At 40.5% G+C, this 16,220-nt stretch carries 16 protein-coding genes; all 16 read right to left on the bottom strand.

Features of this window, described 5'->3' with window-relative positions; all coding sequences use genetic code 11:
• Positions 1-374: 374 nt before the first annotated feature.
• Positions 375-626, bottom strand: coding sequence for a hypothetical protein (locus NSQ58_RS21765; protein ID WP_023987879.1), 252 nt, complete (start codon positions 624-626; stop codon positions 375-377).
• A gap of 13 nt (positions 627-639) precedes the next feature.
• Positions 640-1,803: a WXG100 family type VII secretion target gene (locus NSQ58_RS21760; protein ID WP_341058188.1), complete on the bottom strand. Its 1,164-nt coding sequence runs from the start codon at positions 1,801-1,803 to the stop codon at positions 640-642.
• Between the two features lie 985 nt (positions 1,804-2,788).
• The gene (locus tag NSQ58_RS21755; protein WP_341058187.1) at positions 2,789-3,118 is read right to left on the bottom strand and encodes a hypothetical protein; all 330 of its coding nucleotides are present in this window, start codon (positions 3,116-3,118) and stop codon (positions 2,789-2,791) included.
• Positions 3,119-3,133: 15 nt separating this feature from the next.
• Positions 3,134-4,261 (bottom strand): polymorphic toxin type 50 domain-containing protein, encoded by a 1,128-nt coding sequence (locus NSQ58_RS21750; RefSeq protein ID WP_023987869.1) that lies wholly within the window; start codon positions 4,259-4,261, stop codon positions 3,134-3,136.
• Positions 4,262-4,443: 182 nt separating this feature from the next.
• Positions 4,444-4,989, bottom strand: a complete 546-nt coding sequence (locus tag NSQ58_RS21745) for an RNA 2'-phosphotransferase (RefSeq protein WP_341058562.1) — start codon at positions 4,987-4,989, stop codon at positions 4,444-4,446.
• A gap of 33 nt (positions 4,990-5,022) precedes the next feature.
• Positions 5,023-5,223 carry a hypothetical protein gene (locus NSQ58_RS21740; protein WP_023987867.1) on the bottom strand — a complete coding sequence of 67 codons (201 nt, stop codon included), beginning with the start codon at positions 5,221-5,223 and terminating at the stop codon, positions 5,023-5,025.
• Positions 5,224-5,402: 179 nt separating this feature from the next.
• The gene (locus NSQ58_RS21735) at positions 5,403-5,948 is read right to left on the bottom strand and encodes a hypothetical protein (protein WP_341058185.1); all 546 of its coding nucleotides are present in this window, start codon (positions 5,946-5,948) and stop codon (positions 5,403-5,405) included.
• Between the two features lie 366 nt (positions 5,949-6,314).
• A complete protein-coding gene (locus tag NSQ58_RS21730) occupies positions 6,315-7,688 on the bottom strand; it encodes a helix-turn-helix domain-containing protein (protein ID WP_341058184.1) in 1,374 nt (457 codons plus the stop codon).
• Between the two features lie 245 nt (positions 7,689-7,933).
• The gene (locus tag NSQ58_RS21725; RefSeq protein WP_372238119.1) at positions 7,934-9,265 is read right to left on the bottom strand and encodes a helix-turn-helix domain-containing protein; all 1,332 of its coding nucleotides are present in this window, start codon (positions 9,263-9,265) and stop codon (positions 7,934-7,936) included.
• A gap of 214 nt (positions 9,266-9,479) precedes the next feature.
• Positions 9,480-9,941, bottom strand: coding sequence for a GNAT family N-acetyltransferase (locus NSQ58_RS21720; protein WP_341058182.1), 462 nt, complete (start codon positions 9,939-9,941; stop codon positions 9,480-9,482).
• A gap of 82 nt (positions 9,942-10,023) precedes the next feature.
• Entirely contained in the window at positions 10,024-10,698 is a 675-nt protein-coding gene (locus tag NSQ58_RS21715) for a VOC family protein (protein ID WP_339201744.1), read from the bottom strand.
• 94 nt (positions 10,699-10,792) lie between these two features.
• Positions 10,793-11,317, bottom strand: coding sequence for a hypothetical protein (locus tag NSQ58_RS21710; protein WP_341058181.1), 525 nt, complete (start codon positions 11,315-11,317; stop codon positions 10,793-10,795).
• Between the two features lie 53 nt (positions 11,318-11,370).
• On the bottom strand, positions 11,371-12,546 hold the full coding sequence (locus NSQ58_RS21705; protein ID WP_341058180.1) for an MFS transporter: 1,176 nt from the start codon (positions 12,544-12,546) through the stop codon (positions 11,371-11,373).
• Positions 12,547-12,622: 76 nt separating this feature from the next.
• Entirely contained in the window at positions 12,623-12,934 is a 312-nt protein-coding gene (locus NSQ58_RS21700; RefSeq protein WP_023987858.1) for an ArsR/SmtB family transcription factor, read from the bottom strand.
• Positions 12,935-13,063: 129 nt separating this feature from the next.
• Positions 13,064-15,112 (bottom strand): iron ABC transporter permease, encoded by a 2,049-nt coding sequence (locus tag NSQ58_RS21695; protein ID WP_071558967.1) that lies wholly within the window; start codon positions 15,110-15,112, stop codon positions 13,064-13,066.
• On the bottom strand, positions 15,109-16,104 hold the full coding sequence (locus tag NSQ58_RS21690; protein ID WP_071558968.1) for an ABC transporter substrate-binding protein: 996 nt from the start codon (positions 16,102-16,104) through the stop codon (positions 15,109-15,111). The genes NSQ58_RS21695 and NSQ58_RS21690 overlap by 4 nt, the downstream gene beginning before the upstream one ends.
• Positions 16,105-16,220: the final 116 nt, after the last annotated feature.

Here is a 16,220-nt window from a genome sequence, read left to right as displayed (position 1 = left end):
GCGCCTTGTGAAGTAAAGCACTAATGCCCCGATAAGGAAAAATGTATCTCAAATTAAAAAACCTCTTATCAAAGCCATGAAAAAAATTTCTGATTCATCCCCCTCCCCTCTAATAATCTCATTAGACTATTTTGTTCTTCCCATAATTTTGAGTATGCATCATACTTCATAACATTCACGTACCTTCCGTATACTTTAACCATATCACTAAGTAAGTAGCCTGATTGAAGACTCTCCTGTTTAAACCCACCTCTAAATTCTTAGGTGCATGCAAATTATCTTCTTCATCAGATAAATTACTATGAAAAATGAAAAAAGCTCACTCCTATTTTATTGTTAAAGGAGCAAGCTCGGTTCGTATTATTGAAGCTACTTTATGATTCAAATGTCAACTTTTCGGGAAATATACCACCTTCTTTAACGAAGCAACGTGCCATCCGCTGTGCAGCCCTATCAAAATAAAATTTATTTGAATGACTCGGATCTGGTAAAGGTTCAATTTCAGAGAATAGCTTAGTCTCTTTGTTCAATTGAATTTTCCCCATAATGTGTTCATTTGGGCCATATCTATAGATAACTACATTCTCATCCTCATGCTCTTTAAAAAGTAAAACAAATGCTCCCATTATAAAATCTCCTCTATTCTATTTCCCATGGACGACCCGACCTTACCGCAGCTTTATGAGCAGTCTCATAGTCTGTTTTAAATATACCCTCAAATCTGGATTCAAACAATTCATGATTAAGCAAATCCATATCTTTTTCTGTTTGTAATCCTTTTTGTAATCTATCCCATGCTTGAGCTATTTCGTAATCAGAATGAAATCTGCCATAACCACTCGACTTTATATGTTCATTTATGAAAACGTGTTCTTTGATTCTTTGAACTCTACTTTCCTTCATTCCAGAATTTTCAGCTATTGCTCTTACATCACTATCAGACGCTCTGATTTGATCATACATCTCATCTGCTTCAGCTTCTCTACGAAAATATTCATCAATTGAAAGATCGTTTCTTCCACCTGTTTGTACTTCTGTTTTAGGTTCAGATTCTATTGAATTACGCAATTTCGAATTCGCATTATTCTTCGGAATCTCATACTTAATAGATGATTTCAAACCAATTTTAGGTTTGATTACCGAACTAACTCCTCCAAACAATCCTGCTGTACCGATCATATTAGCCCAGTGTTCCTTTGACCAGGCATTGTTTGGATTAAATGCCCCTTGAATCATACCTGTTACTCCAAATGTACCGAAATTGAGCATGTCATTCCATGAATCGTTTTGTTTAGCTGCCCGTTCCATGTACCCTTGGTACATTCCTTTTGGAATACCATATGACATATAATCTAGAAAGCTCCAGACTGAATTAAACTTTTTCTCATAGCGTACTGAGTTAGCGTCTACAAAATCCTGACCTAGTTCAGTTAAGCTATCTACTGATTTTTGGAACGCATTCCGTGTATCTGGAGCAGGAACAGCACATGAATTCGGTGGAGGTGGTAAACAACTTGCGTCAATGTTACCTGCTTCCATCAGATCTGCTAATCTGAATTTATCTGCATGGTGACGTAATTCCCTAGCAATAGAATCCGTCAAGGTAACAAAGTCATTCATATTCTTCTGAGAGGTTTGGAAGGAATAGTAAAAGTGCTCTTTAGTCAGTCCTTCCCACAATTGCCCCATAGATGAAATTTGTTGTACTAAATTACTATTCATTTGAGTTGCCGTTTGCTGTGCTAACTCAAACTGCTTGGAGGCAGTCATAAGCTGCTCAGGTGTCACTTTAATTGTTGTCATATTATACCTCTGTTTGAGTTCGTTATGACATAGTAACATTATTCCGATTTATGGAAAACGAACTTAATTCCTAATTGTTATGTGAAATAAGATAACTTTATACCTATGACCAAAAGCTTATAGTCATCGCTTTCAACTCCTGATCTTCAAACATACCCTGTAACTCAGGAATCAACTTTAGGAGTTTTTTATAGTTATGTAGCTGTTGTTTCGTGATACCGAGTTCCTTAACAATATCGGTAATATCTTTTAGATGGGCATTTTGTTCATCTGCTTGATTCCCTTATCCTAGCTCAACAACTTGTAATGTTTGATATTGGAGCATGGTAATTTGAATTTGACGCACCTTCGTTTGAAGCAAGGTGTTTGTAAATGTCATCCTCCTTTATTCTGATTGACTAACTATGTAAAAGGCCCACTCCCGTTTTTATTATTAAGGAGTAGGCTCAAATAGTACTTTTTCAAATGTCTATGTTATCCCACAACTCTAAAATAGTCTTATCATCAATCTTCCCAAGAATAAACAACTCTCTTGCTGTTTCAAACGACTGCGAAAAACTGTCTCTTTCACGAGTAAGAAAGTACCCTTCTTCATTCTGGCTAATCCAATAGCTATCATTTTTATAGGAGAACTAAAACTCTTCCCCCATTTCAAAACGTTCCACCAATTCATTGTATTCCAAAAAAGTCCCTCCTACTTCTTGTTAACTCTTTTAAATGCCCCATCTTTCTTTCCATTCAAAAACATGTTCATGAGACCACTCTGGATGCTGCTTTGAATTTCCATGATTCGTGTAGTCTATTGTTTTAATTTTCTTAGGTGTAATGGCATCCTACTACTTTATAACGAATGTTAGACCATAGGGGACTATATGCTCTGTCGTGCTTACAATTTATGTGGTACCCATACAAACCAAAAAGGCTAGATGGATAATCCCATCTAGCCTCGATTGAGTGAAAAATACACAATTGAGGATTTCCAGAGTTATTCATATTTCCAAATAATAGATCCATCAGTAGATGTTATCATGCTGGGAGGATCGTTATGGAGAGAAATTTCAATAAAGGGGCTCTTTCCTTTTTGTAACCAATTATATATACTTCCTTCGTCGTTAATCGGCTTAGATACTATCTTTTTAACTTCAATAACCGCAGCATCATATTCAATGAATTCATTATCATCTTCATCTAAACCATTGTTTGTTTCATAAACGGTGTCCCTAGTACCAATAATCTTTAATCCACTTCCCCACTGAATAGTTAATTCTTCTTTCGGTACTGAAAGAATGGCTTTAATCAAAGAATCATATCCCATATATTCCTCCTTGGTTTAAGGCGCTGCTGGTACAATATGTGCGCCATCTTTACTGTAATGAATAATTCCTTTTGTTGTTTCTTCGAACATACCAGTATCTCTATTATAATATTTCCCGATAGGTTTTCCGAAATCAATCCTTTCTCGCCCTGCTTTAAACATAGCACCTTTTCCAGAATAACTATCAAGTAATTCTTGTGCGGTTTTGTTATCACCATAGAAAATACTCTTGTTCTTACCATTGGCTAAGTCTTGTTTGTAGTTGGGCGTCCCAACAATATGCTTCTCCTGATCTCCGTGTTTTACTTTTACAGGGTAACTGTCAACTTCACGATAAGGACCTGCTGGAACAGATTTTTTCCCATAAGAAGGTACACCTTCTCCCTTCATCATCTGCCACAATTCCGCTGAGCTTTTTCCTATTCCGCTTGCGCCTTTAACTGCGGTTGTACCTCCATGTGCCGCTAAAGCTGCTGAGCCAATCAATCCAGGTATTCCGATAATACTACCAACTCCCGTGGATGAAACAGCAACTGATAATCCTTCTCCACCTATTCCAGCTACTACCTCACCAGCCCCCTGCAATGTCGTAGCTACGTGACCGAGAATTTCACCTACTTTAGCTGCCATTGGATGATCATAGTCACGGTCTTTGTCAGGAAGCATCCCCAAGGTTAAATCTTCCTGAATAGCACCTTTCGCTCCCTGAGCAGTATCCCACAAAATTTCCCCTTGAAGCTTACTAGCTTCCATCTGGGCTTCAGCCTTGGTGATTTCCGCTTTACCGATCTGTTCAAAGATTTTATGTAACCAACCTTCACCGCTTGATGCCGTTTTAACAGGCACACCATTCCCTGGCACATCCAGTACGACTTTTTCTCCATCTACCTGTGTGAAGTTTTTTGAAATAAAAATGAGTTCTTGTGCAACCGTAGAAAGTCGTTCAAGCGTCACGCCCATGGATTGTCTAGAGACCTGAAAATCTTGGAAAAACCTCTCTCGGGTAGCACCAGACCAACCTTGTTGGACAAAATCAATTCTTCCATTCAGTAAATTCAACATACGTTCCATTTCGTGTTTACCATGCAAGAACTGGTCAGCCACTTCCATTAGCTTGTCAGGTGGAACCAATATTCTCCCCAATTGATCACGTCCATTTTAATTTAGATGGAAATAATCTTATCAGAAGGAGATGTTTAGGGATATCCACCTGTCATCCTGAAATTTCCTTTTATATTATGTGACAAATGGACTGATATAAACGGATTTACTATGTCAAAAGTATTGTATAAAGCCTCTTTTTAATATAAACGAAAATATCAGTGTTAAATTTTTTTAAAATATTGTGGGGGCACAAAATCCGCAAGCCAAACACCATTGTTAGCGATATAGAACTTAACATTGTTAGCCATTGATTTTACTGTATCGATTTCAAGAATGACTAATTCACCACGTCTCTTACCTGCCAATGTTGCAAATTCAAGTGTCTCAGATAGATGAACATACTTTCTCCCCATGGGTTTAATTCCCTCGGTAATAATTTTATCAACTACTTTGCTATTTGTTCCGTGATAAAGAGAAGTTGGTGGAGTGGATTCTTTGTAATCTAATCTTCCTGCACTGTGCCCGTAGTTAGCTCGTATGTATCCATTTACCATGTGGTATCGCTTCTTTGGACAATTAGTTACGACTTGATCAATTCCTGCTTCTCCTATATCCGACCATCTATTCTCTGACTTAATTGCTGAAATTAAGTCATGCACGTGACAATAACCTTCATGATCCAGCTTAATTCCAAACTGTTCTGGTGTATGCCTAAGAATTTTACTCATAAATTTACTAAGGCTCTCTTCTTGTTTTGGTGATAACATCATATACTCCTTGTAATGAAATATTTGTTTTATCTATAGTAACCAATCTGATGATTCATAGCTTCTTGTGAAATAAAGCACCAATCCCCCGATAAGGAAAAATGTAGCTCCAATTAAAAAACCTCTTAGACTATATCTGCTATAAGCCTCCAATAAAACTGCAACTCCCAGCCCACAAGGGAAATACCCGAAAATACCCCTTATCAAAGCCATGATAAAAAACTTACGATTCATAAATTTTTCTCCTCGCTAATCGTACTTCATTATATAAAAACGAACAAATTTATTTCATCCATATCCATATATCCTCTTTGTCCCCATTTCACAGCAATCCAAAGTCGACCAACAATACCTTTCCATTCTAAGCCTAAATTAAAAAGACACCAGGTGATACCTGCTGCCTTTACTCACCATTATTCAGCTTCCGTCAACATTTTTAAAATGCCAGTAAATGAGCCGTCAATCGACATAATATCTCCATTAACTTGTTTGCTAAATTGAGACTCCGTAAGTTTATCTTTTCCTGCTGTGTGATTCTTAATGAATTTTATAAGCTCTGCTTTCTGCTTTGCAATATCCTTTAAAACTTGGTCACTTTCTCGCTTGTAATTTTTAATACTTTTACTTAGTTCCACCTTAGCCACGCCGAGCTGCTTCTTTAATTTATCACAATCAGCCTTGGCTTGAGCTATTACCGCTTTACTTGATTTATTTTTCACTTCGTTTTTATAGCGCGCTGATGCTTGACTTAATCTCTGAGTTAGCTCACGAACTTCTGCCCCCAGAACAGCATTAAGTTTTTTTTGTGCAATTTTAATTTCCTTCACACGATCTTTGTAATTCTCAAAGTATATTTTTTCGATTTCACTTGTTGACATAGCTTTTGTAGATGTTGCTGCCAATACTTGTGATGGAATTAAGATAGCAAACATTAATAGTAGTAGAATAGCTTTCTTCATATGTATCTCCTTCTTTGGTAGTAGTGCAATTATCATAAGGGAAATGAAGGGAATAGGCAATATGTCTTGTTATTTAAATACTACTAACCACATTGTATATTCTTTCAATGATCGAATAAGCATTTGACAGATAAAAGTCTAAGCTAAGTCACTTGTGGAAGCTTATTAATGCATAGCAAAACAGGCCATTTAAAAAAGGCTAGACGGATAATTCCATCTAACCTCTTGATCATAGTTAATTTTCTAGGTCTATTGTGATCTTAAACTTGAGACTATTTTATTCCAACATTCCTCCATATTGTCCAGTTGGATCATAATTACTAATGCTACTGACATAAAACTGGATACTAGGAGGGTGGAATCAACCTACTCTTCATCTTCATTAACCACTTTAATTAGATTTCCGTAGACTGCCTTCGTGTGAGCAGATGCATGTTCTTTAAAATGTGTAAACAACCTCATACATCTGATTGCTTGTATTCTATTATTAGCTTCAGCAGACTTTTCCAAACAGCTCAACAAAAATGTGAAGCCATCTGAGAACCTCCCCTTACGCAAAAGATAGATCGCCAATTCCCTTGAGAAATCAGTATATCGCTCCGTTATGAAGCGTTGAGTATACAAATCTTCCACTTTTTTCTGTTCCAGAAAGGAGATGATTTCTCCTTCAAATTGCATTAAAATATCATCTACATCAAAATGATATCGATTTGCCGCTTCAAGCATATTATCAAGTGCGGGAAGAACTTCCTCTTTTCTTGAAGAAATATAATTTACATAATTGAGAAGAACGCTTTTATCACCAGAAAGAAGCTTATTTACATATGTATTTACTACTGCCCAGTCTTCATATTGCCTCTTCCACTTCAAAGCAGTTTCATCTGTAGCATTCACCCAACTCAAATCGGCGTAAGCATAAGTGTGCCGAAGTGCTTGCTCGTAGTCTTTCCTTCCTTCACAAGCTTCTGCCCGAAGTAAATGCGAGAATGCCCAATACGCAAACAAAGGAAATTTGGGTTTCTTCGAATTGTCTTTATTCGTATGATGCCGCTTTTGTTCCAGATTGTATTGAATTTTAGCCTTATCTCCAAGAGCTTTAGCGAATAATTCTAATTTGTCCCATTTTCGTAATGAGCGGTATGTATTCGCCAGTTCTTTTAACGCCTCTAACTGATCTACCTCATCTAACCGTTCAATGTAAGGCTCGAATTGAACGGCTGCATCATAGCTTTTTTCTTGATCGTTTCCAATACGAATCGTAAACAATCGATACTGGCACACTGCCAATCGCTCTGAATGTTGCTGCCTTTCACTCTCGCTCACATTTTCATAAAGAAACGCCGCTGCTTCCTTGTAACCATCTCTGTAAATATTCTCGGCTACTTCAAAGAGTAACGGAGGATAGATTGGGTTATCCAGCAACAGAAATACAACGCACTGCAAGCAATCAAGTCGGCCAAGCTCCACGCATCGGTACAAAAAAGGGCTAATTCTCCGCCAGTTGAGCGTTTCTTCTAAGATACACTCCTCAATGTAACGTTCATAAAAATAGTCTGGTGGCAATTTCATTCCGGCAGTAATGCGATCCAATTGGTTAACGGATAAAATACGATTTCCAGTAACAATACTGCTAACCGTACCAACATTCAAATCAATGATGTGTCCAAACTCAGTCATGCTTAAGCCATTTTGTTTTAGATATTGTTCTAATTCTGCTCCAATCGTAAGTGTGATTTCCATGAATAAACCACCCTTTCAACGTAGACTCGGCCTATAATATAGCTTCTTTCACTTATTTTTTAGTTAAAACTCAGCTCTTTACTCCAACAACTGATTTGAATCTCAATCTTCTTTTTACTATTAATAATAATTACATTTCTCCATGGTATGTGGGTTGATAGTTATGCTCAATATCTTGATAGCCTGCTGGAGGAATTACTATTGTCAATAACATAAAACTTGTTACCAGTAAGGTTAAAATTATTTTACGTCTCATCATTATCCACCTCATCAATCAAATTTCTGTAAGCTGTCTTTATCTCAGTTGATGCATACTCTCGATAAGACTCATACAGCCTCATACATTTAATTATATACGATTTATTATTGCTTAATGTAGATTTTTCCAAACTACTTAATAAAAATTTAAAGCCATCAGAAAATCTTCCTTTAGTCAAAAAGTAGACTGATAATTCCTTAGAAAAATGTATAAAACGCTCTGTTATGAATCGTTGAGTATAAAAGCCTTCGATTTTTTGTTGTTCCAAATAAGATAAAATATCCTCCTCGAATTGCTCTAAAATATCATCTACATCAAAATGGTATCGATTTGCCGCCTCAAGGATATTATCAAGTGCGGGAAGAACCTCATCTTTTCTTGAAGAAATATAAGCTACATACTCGGGAAGTACGCTCTCTTCGCCTGAAAGAAGCTTATTTACGTACGTATTCACTACCGCCCAATCCTCATACTTATCTTTCCAATTCAATGTTTCTTCATCAGTATCCGTAACCCAACTTAAATCAGCATATTTTTTGATATGATGAAATGCCCGTTCATAATCTTTTCTTTCACCACAGGCTTGTGTACGAAGTAAATGAGAAAATGCCCAATAAGCAAACAGAGGAAAACTTGGTTTCTTTGAATTTTCTTTTTTCACATGATGCCGCTGTTGTTCCAGTTTGTATTGAATTTTAGCTTTGTCTCCCAAAGCTTTAGCGAACAATTCTACTTTGTCCCATTTACGTAACGAACGGTATGTATTCGCCAAATCTTTTAACGCTTCTAACTGATCTATCTCATCTAGTCGTTCAACATATATTTCAAATTGAACTGCCGCCTCATAATTTTTTTCTTGATTGTCTCCTTGCCTCGTATGGAACAAGCGGTACTGACACATAGCGAGGCGTTCTGAGTATTGTTTTTTCTCACTTAAAGCTACATTTTCATAAAGTATGGCTGCCGCTTGGTACATCTTTTCATGAAATAATTCTTCAGCAAGCTCAAATAAGGATTCTGAATAGCCCAACTTATCCATCAATAGATTGACCACATCATGAATGCAGTCCAGTTTGTTTAATTTCGCACAATTATGTATAAAAGGACTCATTCGACGCCAATTCGGATTAGCCTCTGTTAAATACTCAGACACATACCGTTCGTAGTAATAGCCAACGGGATGCCCCATTGCTTTTGTAATTCGGTCTAGCTGATCCACTGAAAGTGTGCGGTTCCCATTAATAATACTGCTCATGGTTCCCGGATTCATTTCTGCCTCTCTGGCGAGATCACTAAGGATTAAATCTTTATCTTTCATATGTTTTGTTATCTCTGTGAGTATCGTGGTTGTGTTGTACAAAAGTAACCACCCCTTATCAGGAACTAGTTAGGATATCAACTCATTAAAAAGAGGACTATTGCAATCCAATGATTGTATAGCCTTTCCGCAATTTATTGTACCATCTTTTGGCACAATATCATATACCTTTCAGAACCTTACTTAAGATACCTTTGAAGGGTTTGCAAAGAAATTAAGCTCTATAATCCTGAGACATACGAATCATATCTCTACACTGTATGCCATTCTCATAAATTTCTTCTAGATAGTTATGTCTGACAAAGAAATCTAGATCTACACCAACAATTCTGAACCCACATTTTTGGTAGAGAGCTAACTGCCCAATGCTAGAGTTTCCTGTGCCCATTTCCATCGTTTTATAACCTTGTGCCCTAGCTGTTTCAATTGCATGTGTTACTAATTGTCTGCCTATTCCTTTACCATGCATACCTTCTGATACTGCTATATTCACTAACTCAACTGTTTCAGGTCTTGTAGGTAAAAGAACATAGACTCCAACAATATGATGGTCAATCTCTGCTACAAAATACTGCCCTCTTTTTAAGTATTCCTCAACAAGTTGGTGCGAAGGATCAGCTAGTAACAAGAGCTCTAATGGATATTTTTCATTTGAATCAAGTAGTCTAATATTCATATATTCTCTCCTGAATGTATTATGGCCCCCCGGATTTCCCCCTTGTGCAAGCTTTATTCCAGAAATCCGGGGAAGCCCTAAATCAGTTTGATCTCAATTCATACAAACCATTGTGAAGCGAAAGACTGGCAGAGCATGGAGCTTCGAACAAGACTCTGGTGTTAAATACGACCGGCAGCCTATCATCAGGAAACCAAGGCCGTTGCTTGTCTATGACTATAAATGATCCTTCTACATCCCCTAGCGGCGCGAATTTCTGTCCAGCCCCTCCCCATGAATCAAGTTGGAACGTTTCGGCGATTATCCTAGATACTTCGGAGACATCATCGACAGGAAGACCGATCTCGCTTATACGAAGTAGAGAGTGGGGCCCGAAAGCTTCAGTGACTGCGTTGTTGAGTGTATGGTGAGCGATGAACTCGACAAGGTTATGATCCGGATCATAGAAGTAAAGCGCTGTTGCATTCCAGTTTTCGAAAAAAAACTCATCTTCTTGGGGTCTTGAAATCAATGAAATCCCACGGTCGATTATCCACTGTTTTGCTTCTATGAATTTATTCGTTGGAATCGTAACCGCAATATGATAAAATTCATTTTCCATGTGGGAGGATTCCTGAAAAGCAAGAACCGATTCCCCTACTTGAAAAGACAACCGCGAAGGGTTTTCCTCCACAACCTGCAAATCCAAGAGAGAGCCGTAAAAAGCTTTTATCGCTTCGAAACTGTGGGTGCCTAAAAGCACTTCTTTTAATTTCAATGCATTAGTCCTCCCCATAAATAATATTGAAACCCATTTTCCGTCGTATCCAGATCAGCATTTTATCTTAGACTGTATGAGGCCATTTCATTGGTTATTGATTATCCTTTAAATCGCTTAGAAGTTTGGCATTCACATCTAACGCTGCAAATTGAAGTAATACATCCTGTTCATCCAGAGCTTTACTTTTCGCCATTTCGAGATAAAGCTTGGGCTGATCCCGAAATGCCCGTGCGCCCCCAATCGAGTATGCCTTCTTGAGATATTTATGAGCTAATCCAGGCTTGCTCTGATGAAGAAGTGTTTCCGCCATCTGGATATAAGGTTCAGCATGTATAATCCGGTACCCTGCACCTTCCAAATCTAAAATCTCCTCATTTAAAAGCTCTACTGATCGCTGAGTATGTCCGTTATAATTGAGAATTTGAACGTATTGATGTAAGGTTACACCTGTAATGCCCCATGTATGCTTAGGTTCGGGTATTAGATCCCAGGCCTTCTGTGCTTTTTCCTCAGCTAAGTTGCTATCTAATGGGAGTATATGAGCTGCTTCCTCACCAAGAGCCCAAATTTCCTCTTCCAATTGAGCCTCCAGATCGTGATACATTCGAATATTCATCTATTCCTCCCAATTAGATAATGTAGAGTACTCTTCTAATGTCTCTCCATATTTTAACGCACGTTGACTTCCGTTGCATTCGAATTGAACAATTTTATTTTTATAATCATAGATAAGAACGCTAGCAGTGCAAACATCAGTCCGCTCCAGATGAGCTGGTGTATTCCCAAGTGAGAGATAAACCAGCCGCCTATAGCAGCTCCCATCGTAATACCTAGATTAGAAAATGAGACAAACAGGCTATTACCAAACTCTGGAGCTTCTTTCGCTTCAGTGGTTAACCATGTTTGACTAATAATAAGCCCCCCGGAATGCACGGCCCCCCAAATGAGCACAACCACAATCATCGGTAGGAAAGAAGTCCCCAGAGCATAAGTGAATACGTAAATGACCATATATAGCAATGGGAATATGATGACGGTCTTAGTCAGATTTTTATGTAATAATCCTCCAAATAAAAAGTTTCCAAAAATCATGACGATTCCAAAGACCATCAACATCATACTGATCCATGACCCGTTCATAAGAGTTACTTCTCCAAGATATTCGGCAAAGTAGCTATACACCGAAAACATAGCTGCAAAGATAAAAATAACAGTCACAATGTTGAACCACAATTGAGGTTTACGTAATATACCAAGCTGTTTGCCATAAGACATCTTTTCCTGAACTGGCAGGGAAGGAAGCCATACGAGTATTCCTACAAATGCAATCATGCTTACGACAGCACCAAATAAGAAAGCAGCTTCTAACGATATCTTATCAGCAAGATAGGAAGTCAAAGGCACGCCAAACGCAAATCCTACTGTAATTCCAGCGAAAACCTTGGTGACCGCTTTACTACTCTTTTCAGGGGGGACAAGATGAGATGCAGTCACGAGAGCGACCGAAAAAAAGACAGGATGAAAAATAGCAGGAAGAACACGAAAAATGAGCATGACCTCAAAATGAGTGGTATAGGCATAGACAATATTGGAAATGACAAAACTGAATACAGCGGTTAATAGAATGACTTTACGATTCATGCCGGAAACGAGTAAGGTCAAGAACGGACCTGAAATGGCAACAACTAAAGAAAAAATACTGACGAGGCAACCAGCCTGGGCAGCTGATACATTGAATTTTTGAGTTACTTGGGGGAGAACACCTATAATCCCCATTTCCGTTGTAATAATGCCGAATACGCCTAAAGCCAGAATGATAATAAGTAACGGGTTAACCTTTTTCATTTTAAGTATAAGCCTCCAATTTAATTATATATATAGATTTGTAGATATGTTATGTAAAAAAAAACCTCCTTTCTGTTTATAGTTCCTTTTGAACGTACTCGGCAAATTCCCGGATTGTTTTTTCATTCCGACGATAGTACGTCCACTTCCCAATACGCTCAGACTCTAACAAACCGGATTTTTGCATCGTTAATAAATAACTTGAAATCACAGACTGCGCAAGTCCCGCTTTAGCCTGAATATCTCCCACACATACACCAATTTGAAAATTAAGCCCTTGCTTTAGATAAGCCTGTTCATCAAAAAACTCTTCTGGTTTTTTTAACCACAGCATAATTAGACGACGAGTTTCGTTTGACAATGCTTTATAAATCAATGACGGTTCCATATAAAATATTATATCTATTTTATTAGATTTGTAAATATAAAGCCCAATGACTACGTAGGAGAATTAATAATAAAGGCTGCTTCCCCACAGAAATCCGCTGGGAAACAGCCTGTTTGTGTACATATTCAACTACACTGACTTACTCTTATTGGAGCGATACATCAAGTACAGGAAATACGGTGCACCGATCAGTGCGATCAGCAATCCAGAAGGAATTTCGGTCGGCGCAAGCACTGTCCGGCCAATCGTATCAGCCAGCACCAGCATTACCGCTCCCAAGATGCTCGACAGAACAATGGAGCGGCGTACATGGTGCCCAATCAACGTACGCACGATATGCGGGGCAATCAGCCCGATGAAGCCAACTGTACCCACACAGGCCACCGCTCCGCCCGCCAGCAGCACACCCACTGTCATGGCCAGCAGCCGGGTGCGGCGCACCGGAAGTCCCAGTCCCATGGCGCTGCTATCGTCAAATACCAAAAGATCGAAGCGGCGAGCTAGCCACCAGGCTATTGGCAACAACACGAGCAGAAAAGCCAGAATCGTCGCCACCTGCCCCCAGTTTCGAGCGTAGGTACTACCCGTCAGCCAAATATAGCCTGTGCTGCCCCAAAGCGAACCTTGGATAATCAGTATCTGAATGCCAGCTGCTCCGATCGCTGATACGGCAATCCCAAGTAGGATGACCACAGACGGGTTTAGGTGCTTGTTCCATGATAAAAAGAAGATCACCGCCGCCGAAACCGTCGCTCCGGCAATCGCCGCGATGGGCAGCATATAAACAGGCAGCCCAGGCCAAACGATAATTACTGCAAGCGCGCCGAAACCAGCCCCTGAAGAAACACCAATGATCGAGGCATCCGCTAAGGGATTACGAACGGCTAATTGGATCAAGACACCGCTGACCGCAAGTGCGATACCAGCCCCGGCTGCCACCAGCGTGCGCGGAATTCTAAACTGCAGCAAGGCCGAATTTGTGTTCTCACCGCCGAACAGGCCGGACAGCAAATCGCCGACCGGAATTCGCATTCCTCCAAACATCAGGCTGAATACGGTCAACAGCACGGCACCGCACCCAAGCAACATGACCAGCCTGCCATACGGTAATTTCCGAGAGCGCACACCTATGTTCATTGAAGACTGCCCGCTAATACCAGAAGGCAGCTTCATTTTCCACAGAATCAGCCAAATTAACCAAGGAGCCCCAATCAAGGCCATCATTGCTCCGGTCGGCAAATCCATGCTTGATTGGTGGACCATTTTCGCCAGCACGTCAGCGCCAGTCAACAGTAATGCCCCCCACAGGAAGGAACCAGGCAGCACCCAACGATGCATTTTTAGACCGCTTAAGCGAACCAAATGCGGAGCTACCAGACCCACAAAACCAATGGGTCCAATGACGCTGACTGTAATGGTCGACAGCAGTACAGCCAATACAATTCCCACCGCCCGGGTCAAGCTAACCTTTTGTCCGAGCGACGTGGATGTGGACTCATCCAGATCCAGAACATCAAACTGCCTTGACAGCAGAACGGCAATGATCGAGAGTCCTACGACCCAGGGCCAGGCGTAAGTCGTCCCGCTCCAGTCGTTTTGCACAAGCGAGCCAGAACCCCAGAGAAACAGTCCCTGCGTTTCAAATGAATAAAAGATATGCAAAGCTCCGGTAAACGAACCGAGAACCATGGATACAATCAAACCGGCAAGCGCCAACCGAATTGGACTTCCAGATCGTCCCCCGCCCATGAAGTAAGCCAGCACCGCTGCAAGCAGGCCGCCGACAGCGGCAAATAGAAACGGCGCCTGATGCAGCAATCCGGGAAACATCACCGCGCCAAGGACGACCACAAAGTAGGCACCGGCGTTAATTCCTAGTGTATCAGAAGCCGCCAGCGGATTTTTGGTGATGGCCTGGAGCAGAGCACCGGCGATGGCCAGCGCACCACCTGCTAGGATTCCAATGACCGTACGCGGCATTCGGAGATCCCACACCATGTTATGATCGAGCGTATTCTGACGCTGGGTCAACGCCTCAATTACTGTATGCAGCGGGATTGAAGCCTCTCCATAACACAAGCTTACAAAAAAAAGCACGATGAGGACGATCAATCCGCCCCCAAAAATGCTTCCTACACGCCAAGTCTTCGATAAACCCGTTGTGCCTGTTCGGGTCATTTCGTCAGAGCTCCGACTACTTGATCAACCAGCACTTTAGATGAGATTGGGCCGCCGAACGTCCATGTTGTACCGTCCAGTGGGTAGGTCCGTTTTTCTTTGACAAAGTTCAGTCCGTTCCATACCGAGTTGTTCTTCATCGCGGCTCCAAATACATCGTCCGTCTTTTGCGTAATATAGATAAAATTGCTGTCCTGCACAGCTGGAAGAGCTTCAATGCCAACGGTGCTAAACCCATATTTCTCAGTCTTGTCCGACTTCCAGTCGTTCACCATGCCGATTTTCGCAAGCGTTCCCACTACAACCGAATTTTCTTTGAACATTCGCAGACTGGCAGCATTTTGAGCTGTAAAGGCTTGTGTCAGCGCATAGTGAAAGTCTGCTTTGCCTGCCTTCTCCAATGTAGCCTTTGCATCTATATAGTGCTGGTCAAGTTCGCTTAGGACCTTATCAGCCTGTTCCGTTTTTCCGGAAGCCACAGCGACTTGCTTGAAAATTTCGACCATACGGTCGTAATCATAGCCGTTCCCCTTGTAAGGATCGAATTCTATCGTCGGTGCAATCCCCTTAAGCTGTGCATAGATCGCTGCATTGTTATCGGCGTTAGAGATAATAAGATCTGGCTTGAGCGCCGCAATCGCTTCTAGATTCGGTTCGCCCCGTGTGCCGATATCAGTTACGGTATCAGCCAGCTTTGCCTCCGGTGTTACCCACAGCTTGTAGTTTTCATTGTCCGCATTGCCGACAGGCTGTACGCCAAGTGCAATGAGGTCCTCGGTAAACGTCCATTCGAGTACAACGACACGTTCCGCTGGCTTGTCCAGCTTGACTTCCCCGTGGTCGTCCTTAACCGTAACCGGACCAGCCGTAGTAGATGTCTGCTCAGACCCAGCAGTACCTTCCGTCTTCGAGCTATCCCCAGCTGCACCGCAGCCCGCCAATACAATAGTAAATACTACAAATAACAATAGGCTATTCAACATCTTTTTCATTTCTCTCAATCACCCCTGTATGTATATTGCATTGGAAAATGATAATCATTATCAGTAAAAGAGTATAGGGCTTAGTGACTTTTGTCAATACGGATAGATCTAAAATTGAATCGCAA

It is taken from the genome of Paenibacillus sp. FSL M7-0134 (assembly GCF_038007865.1).
Taxonomy (GTDB): Bacteria; Bacillota; Bacilli; order Paenibacillales; family Paenibacillaceae; genus Paenibacillus; species Paenibacillus polymyxa_B.
The sequence above is the reverse complement of the archived record's forward strand: the minus strand, read 5'-3'. Positions and strand labels throughout refer to the sequence as shown.

What these genes read in the sequence shown, in the direction of transcription:
- NSQ58_RS21705 (WP_341058180.1), bottom strand. Translation starts at nt 12,546, where the DNA reads ATGAAAAAGGTTAACCCGTTACTTATTATCATTCTGGCTTTAGGCGTA.
- NSQ58_RS21735 (WP_341058185.1), bottom strand. Translation starts at nt 5,948, where the DNA reads ATGAAGAAAGCTATTCTACTACTATTAATGTTTGCTATCTTAATTCCA.
- NSQ58_RS21695 (WP_071558967.1), bottom strand. Translation starts at nt 15,112, where the DNA reads ATGACCCGAACAGGCACAACGGGTTTATCGAAGACTTGGCGTGTAGGA.
- NSQ58_RS21745 (WP_341058562.1), bottom strand. Translation starts at nt 4,989, where the DNA reads ATGTTATCACCAAAACAAGAAGAGAGCCTTAGTAAATTTATGAGTAAA.
- NSQ58_RS21740 (WP_023987867.1), bottom strand. Translation starts at nt 5,223, where the DNA reads ATGAATCGTAAGTTTTTTATCATGGCTTTGATAAGGGGTATTTTCGGG.
- NSQ58_RS21710 (WP_341058181.1), bottom strand. Translation starts at nt 11,317, where the DNA reads ATGAATATTCGAATGTATCACGATCTGGAGGCTCAATTGGAAGAGGAA.
- NSQ58_RS21765 (WP_023987879.1), bottom strand. Translation starts at nt 626, where the DNA reads ATGGGAGCATTTGTTTTACTTTTTAAAGAGCATGAGGATGAGAATGTA.
- NSQ58_RS21730 (WP_341058184.1), bottom strand. Translation starts at nt 7,688, where the DNA reads ATGGAAATCACACTTACGATTGGAGCAGAATTAGAACAATATCTAAAA.
- NSQ58_RS21700 (WP_023987858.1), bottom strand. Translation starts at nt 12,934, where the DNA reads ATGGAACCGTCATTGATTTATAAAGCATTGTCAAACGAAACTCGTCGT.
- NSQ58_RS21760 (WP_341058188.1), bottom strand. Translation starts at nt 1,803, where the DNA reads ATGACAACAATTAAAGTGACACCTGAGCAGCTTATGACTGCCTCCAAG.
- NSQ58_RS21755 (WP_341058187.1), bottom strand. Translation starts at nt 3,118, where the DNA reads ATGGGATATGATTCTTTGATTAAAGCCATTCTTTCAGTACCGAAAGAA.
- NSQ58_RS21720 (WP_341058182.1), bottom strand. Translation starts at nt 9,941, where the DNA reads ATGAATATTAGACTACTTGATTCAAATGAAAAATATCCATTAGAGCTC.
- NSQ58_RS21725 (WP_372238119.1), bottom strand. Translation starts at nt 9,265, where the DNA reads ATGAAAGATAAAGATTTAATCCTTAGTGATCTCGCCAGAGAGGCAGAA.
- NSQ58_RS21690 (WP_071558968.1), bottom strand. Translation starts at nt 16,104, where the DNA reads ATGAAAAAGATGTTGAATAGCCTATTGTTATTTGTAGTATTTACTATT.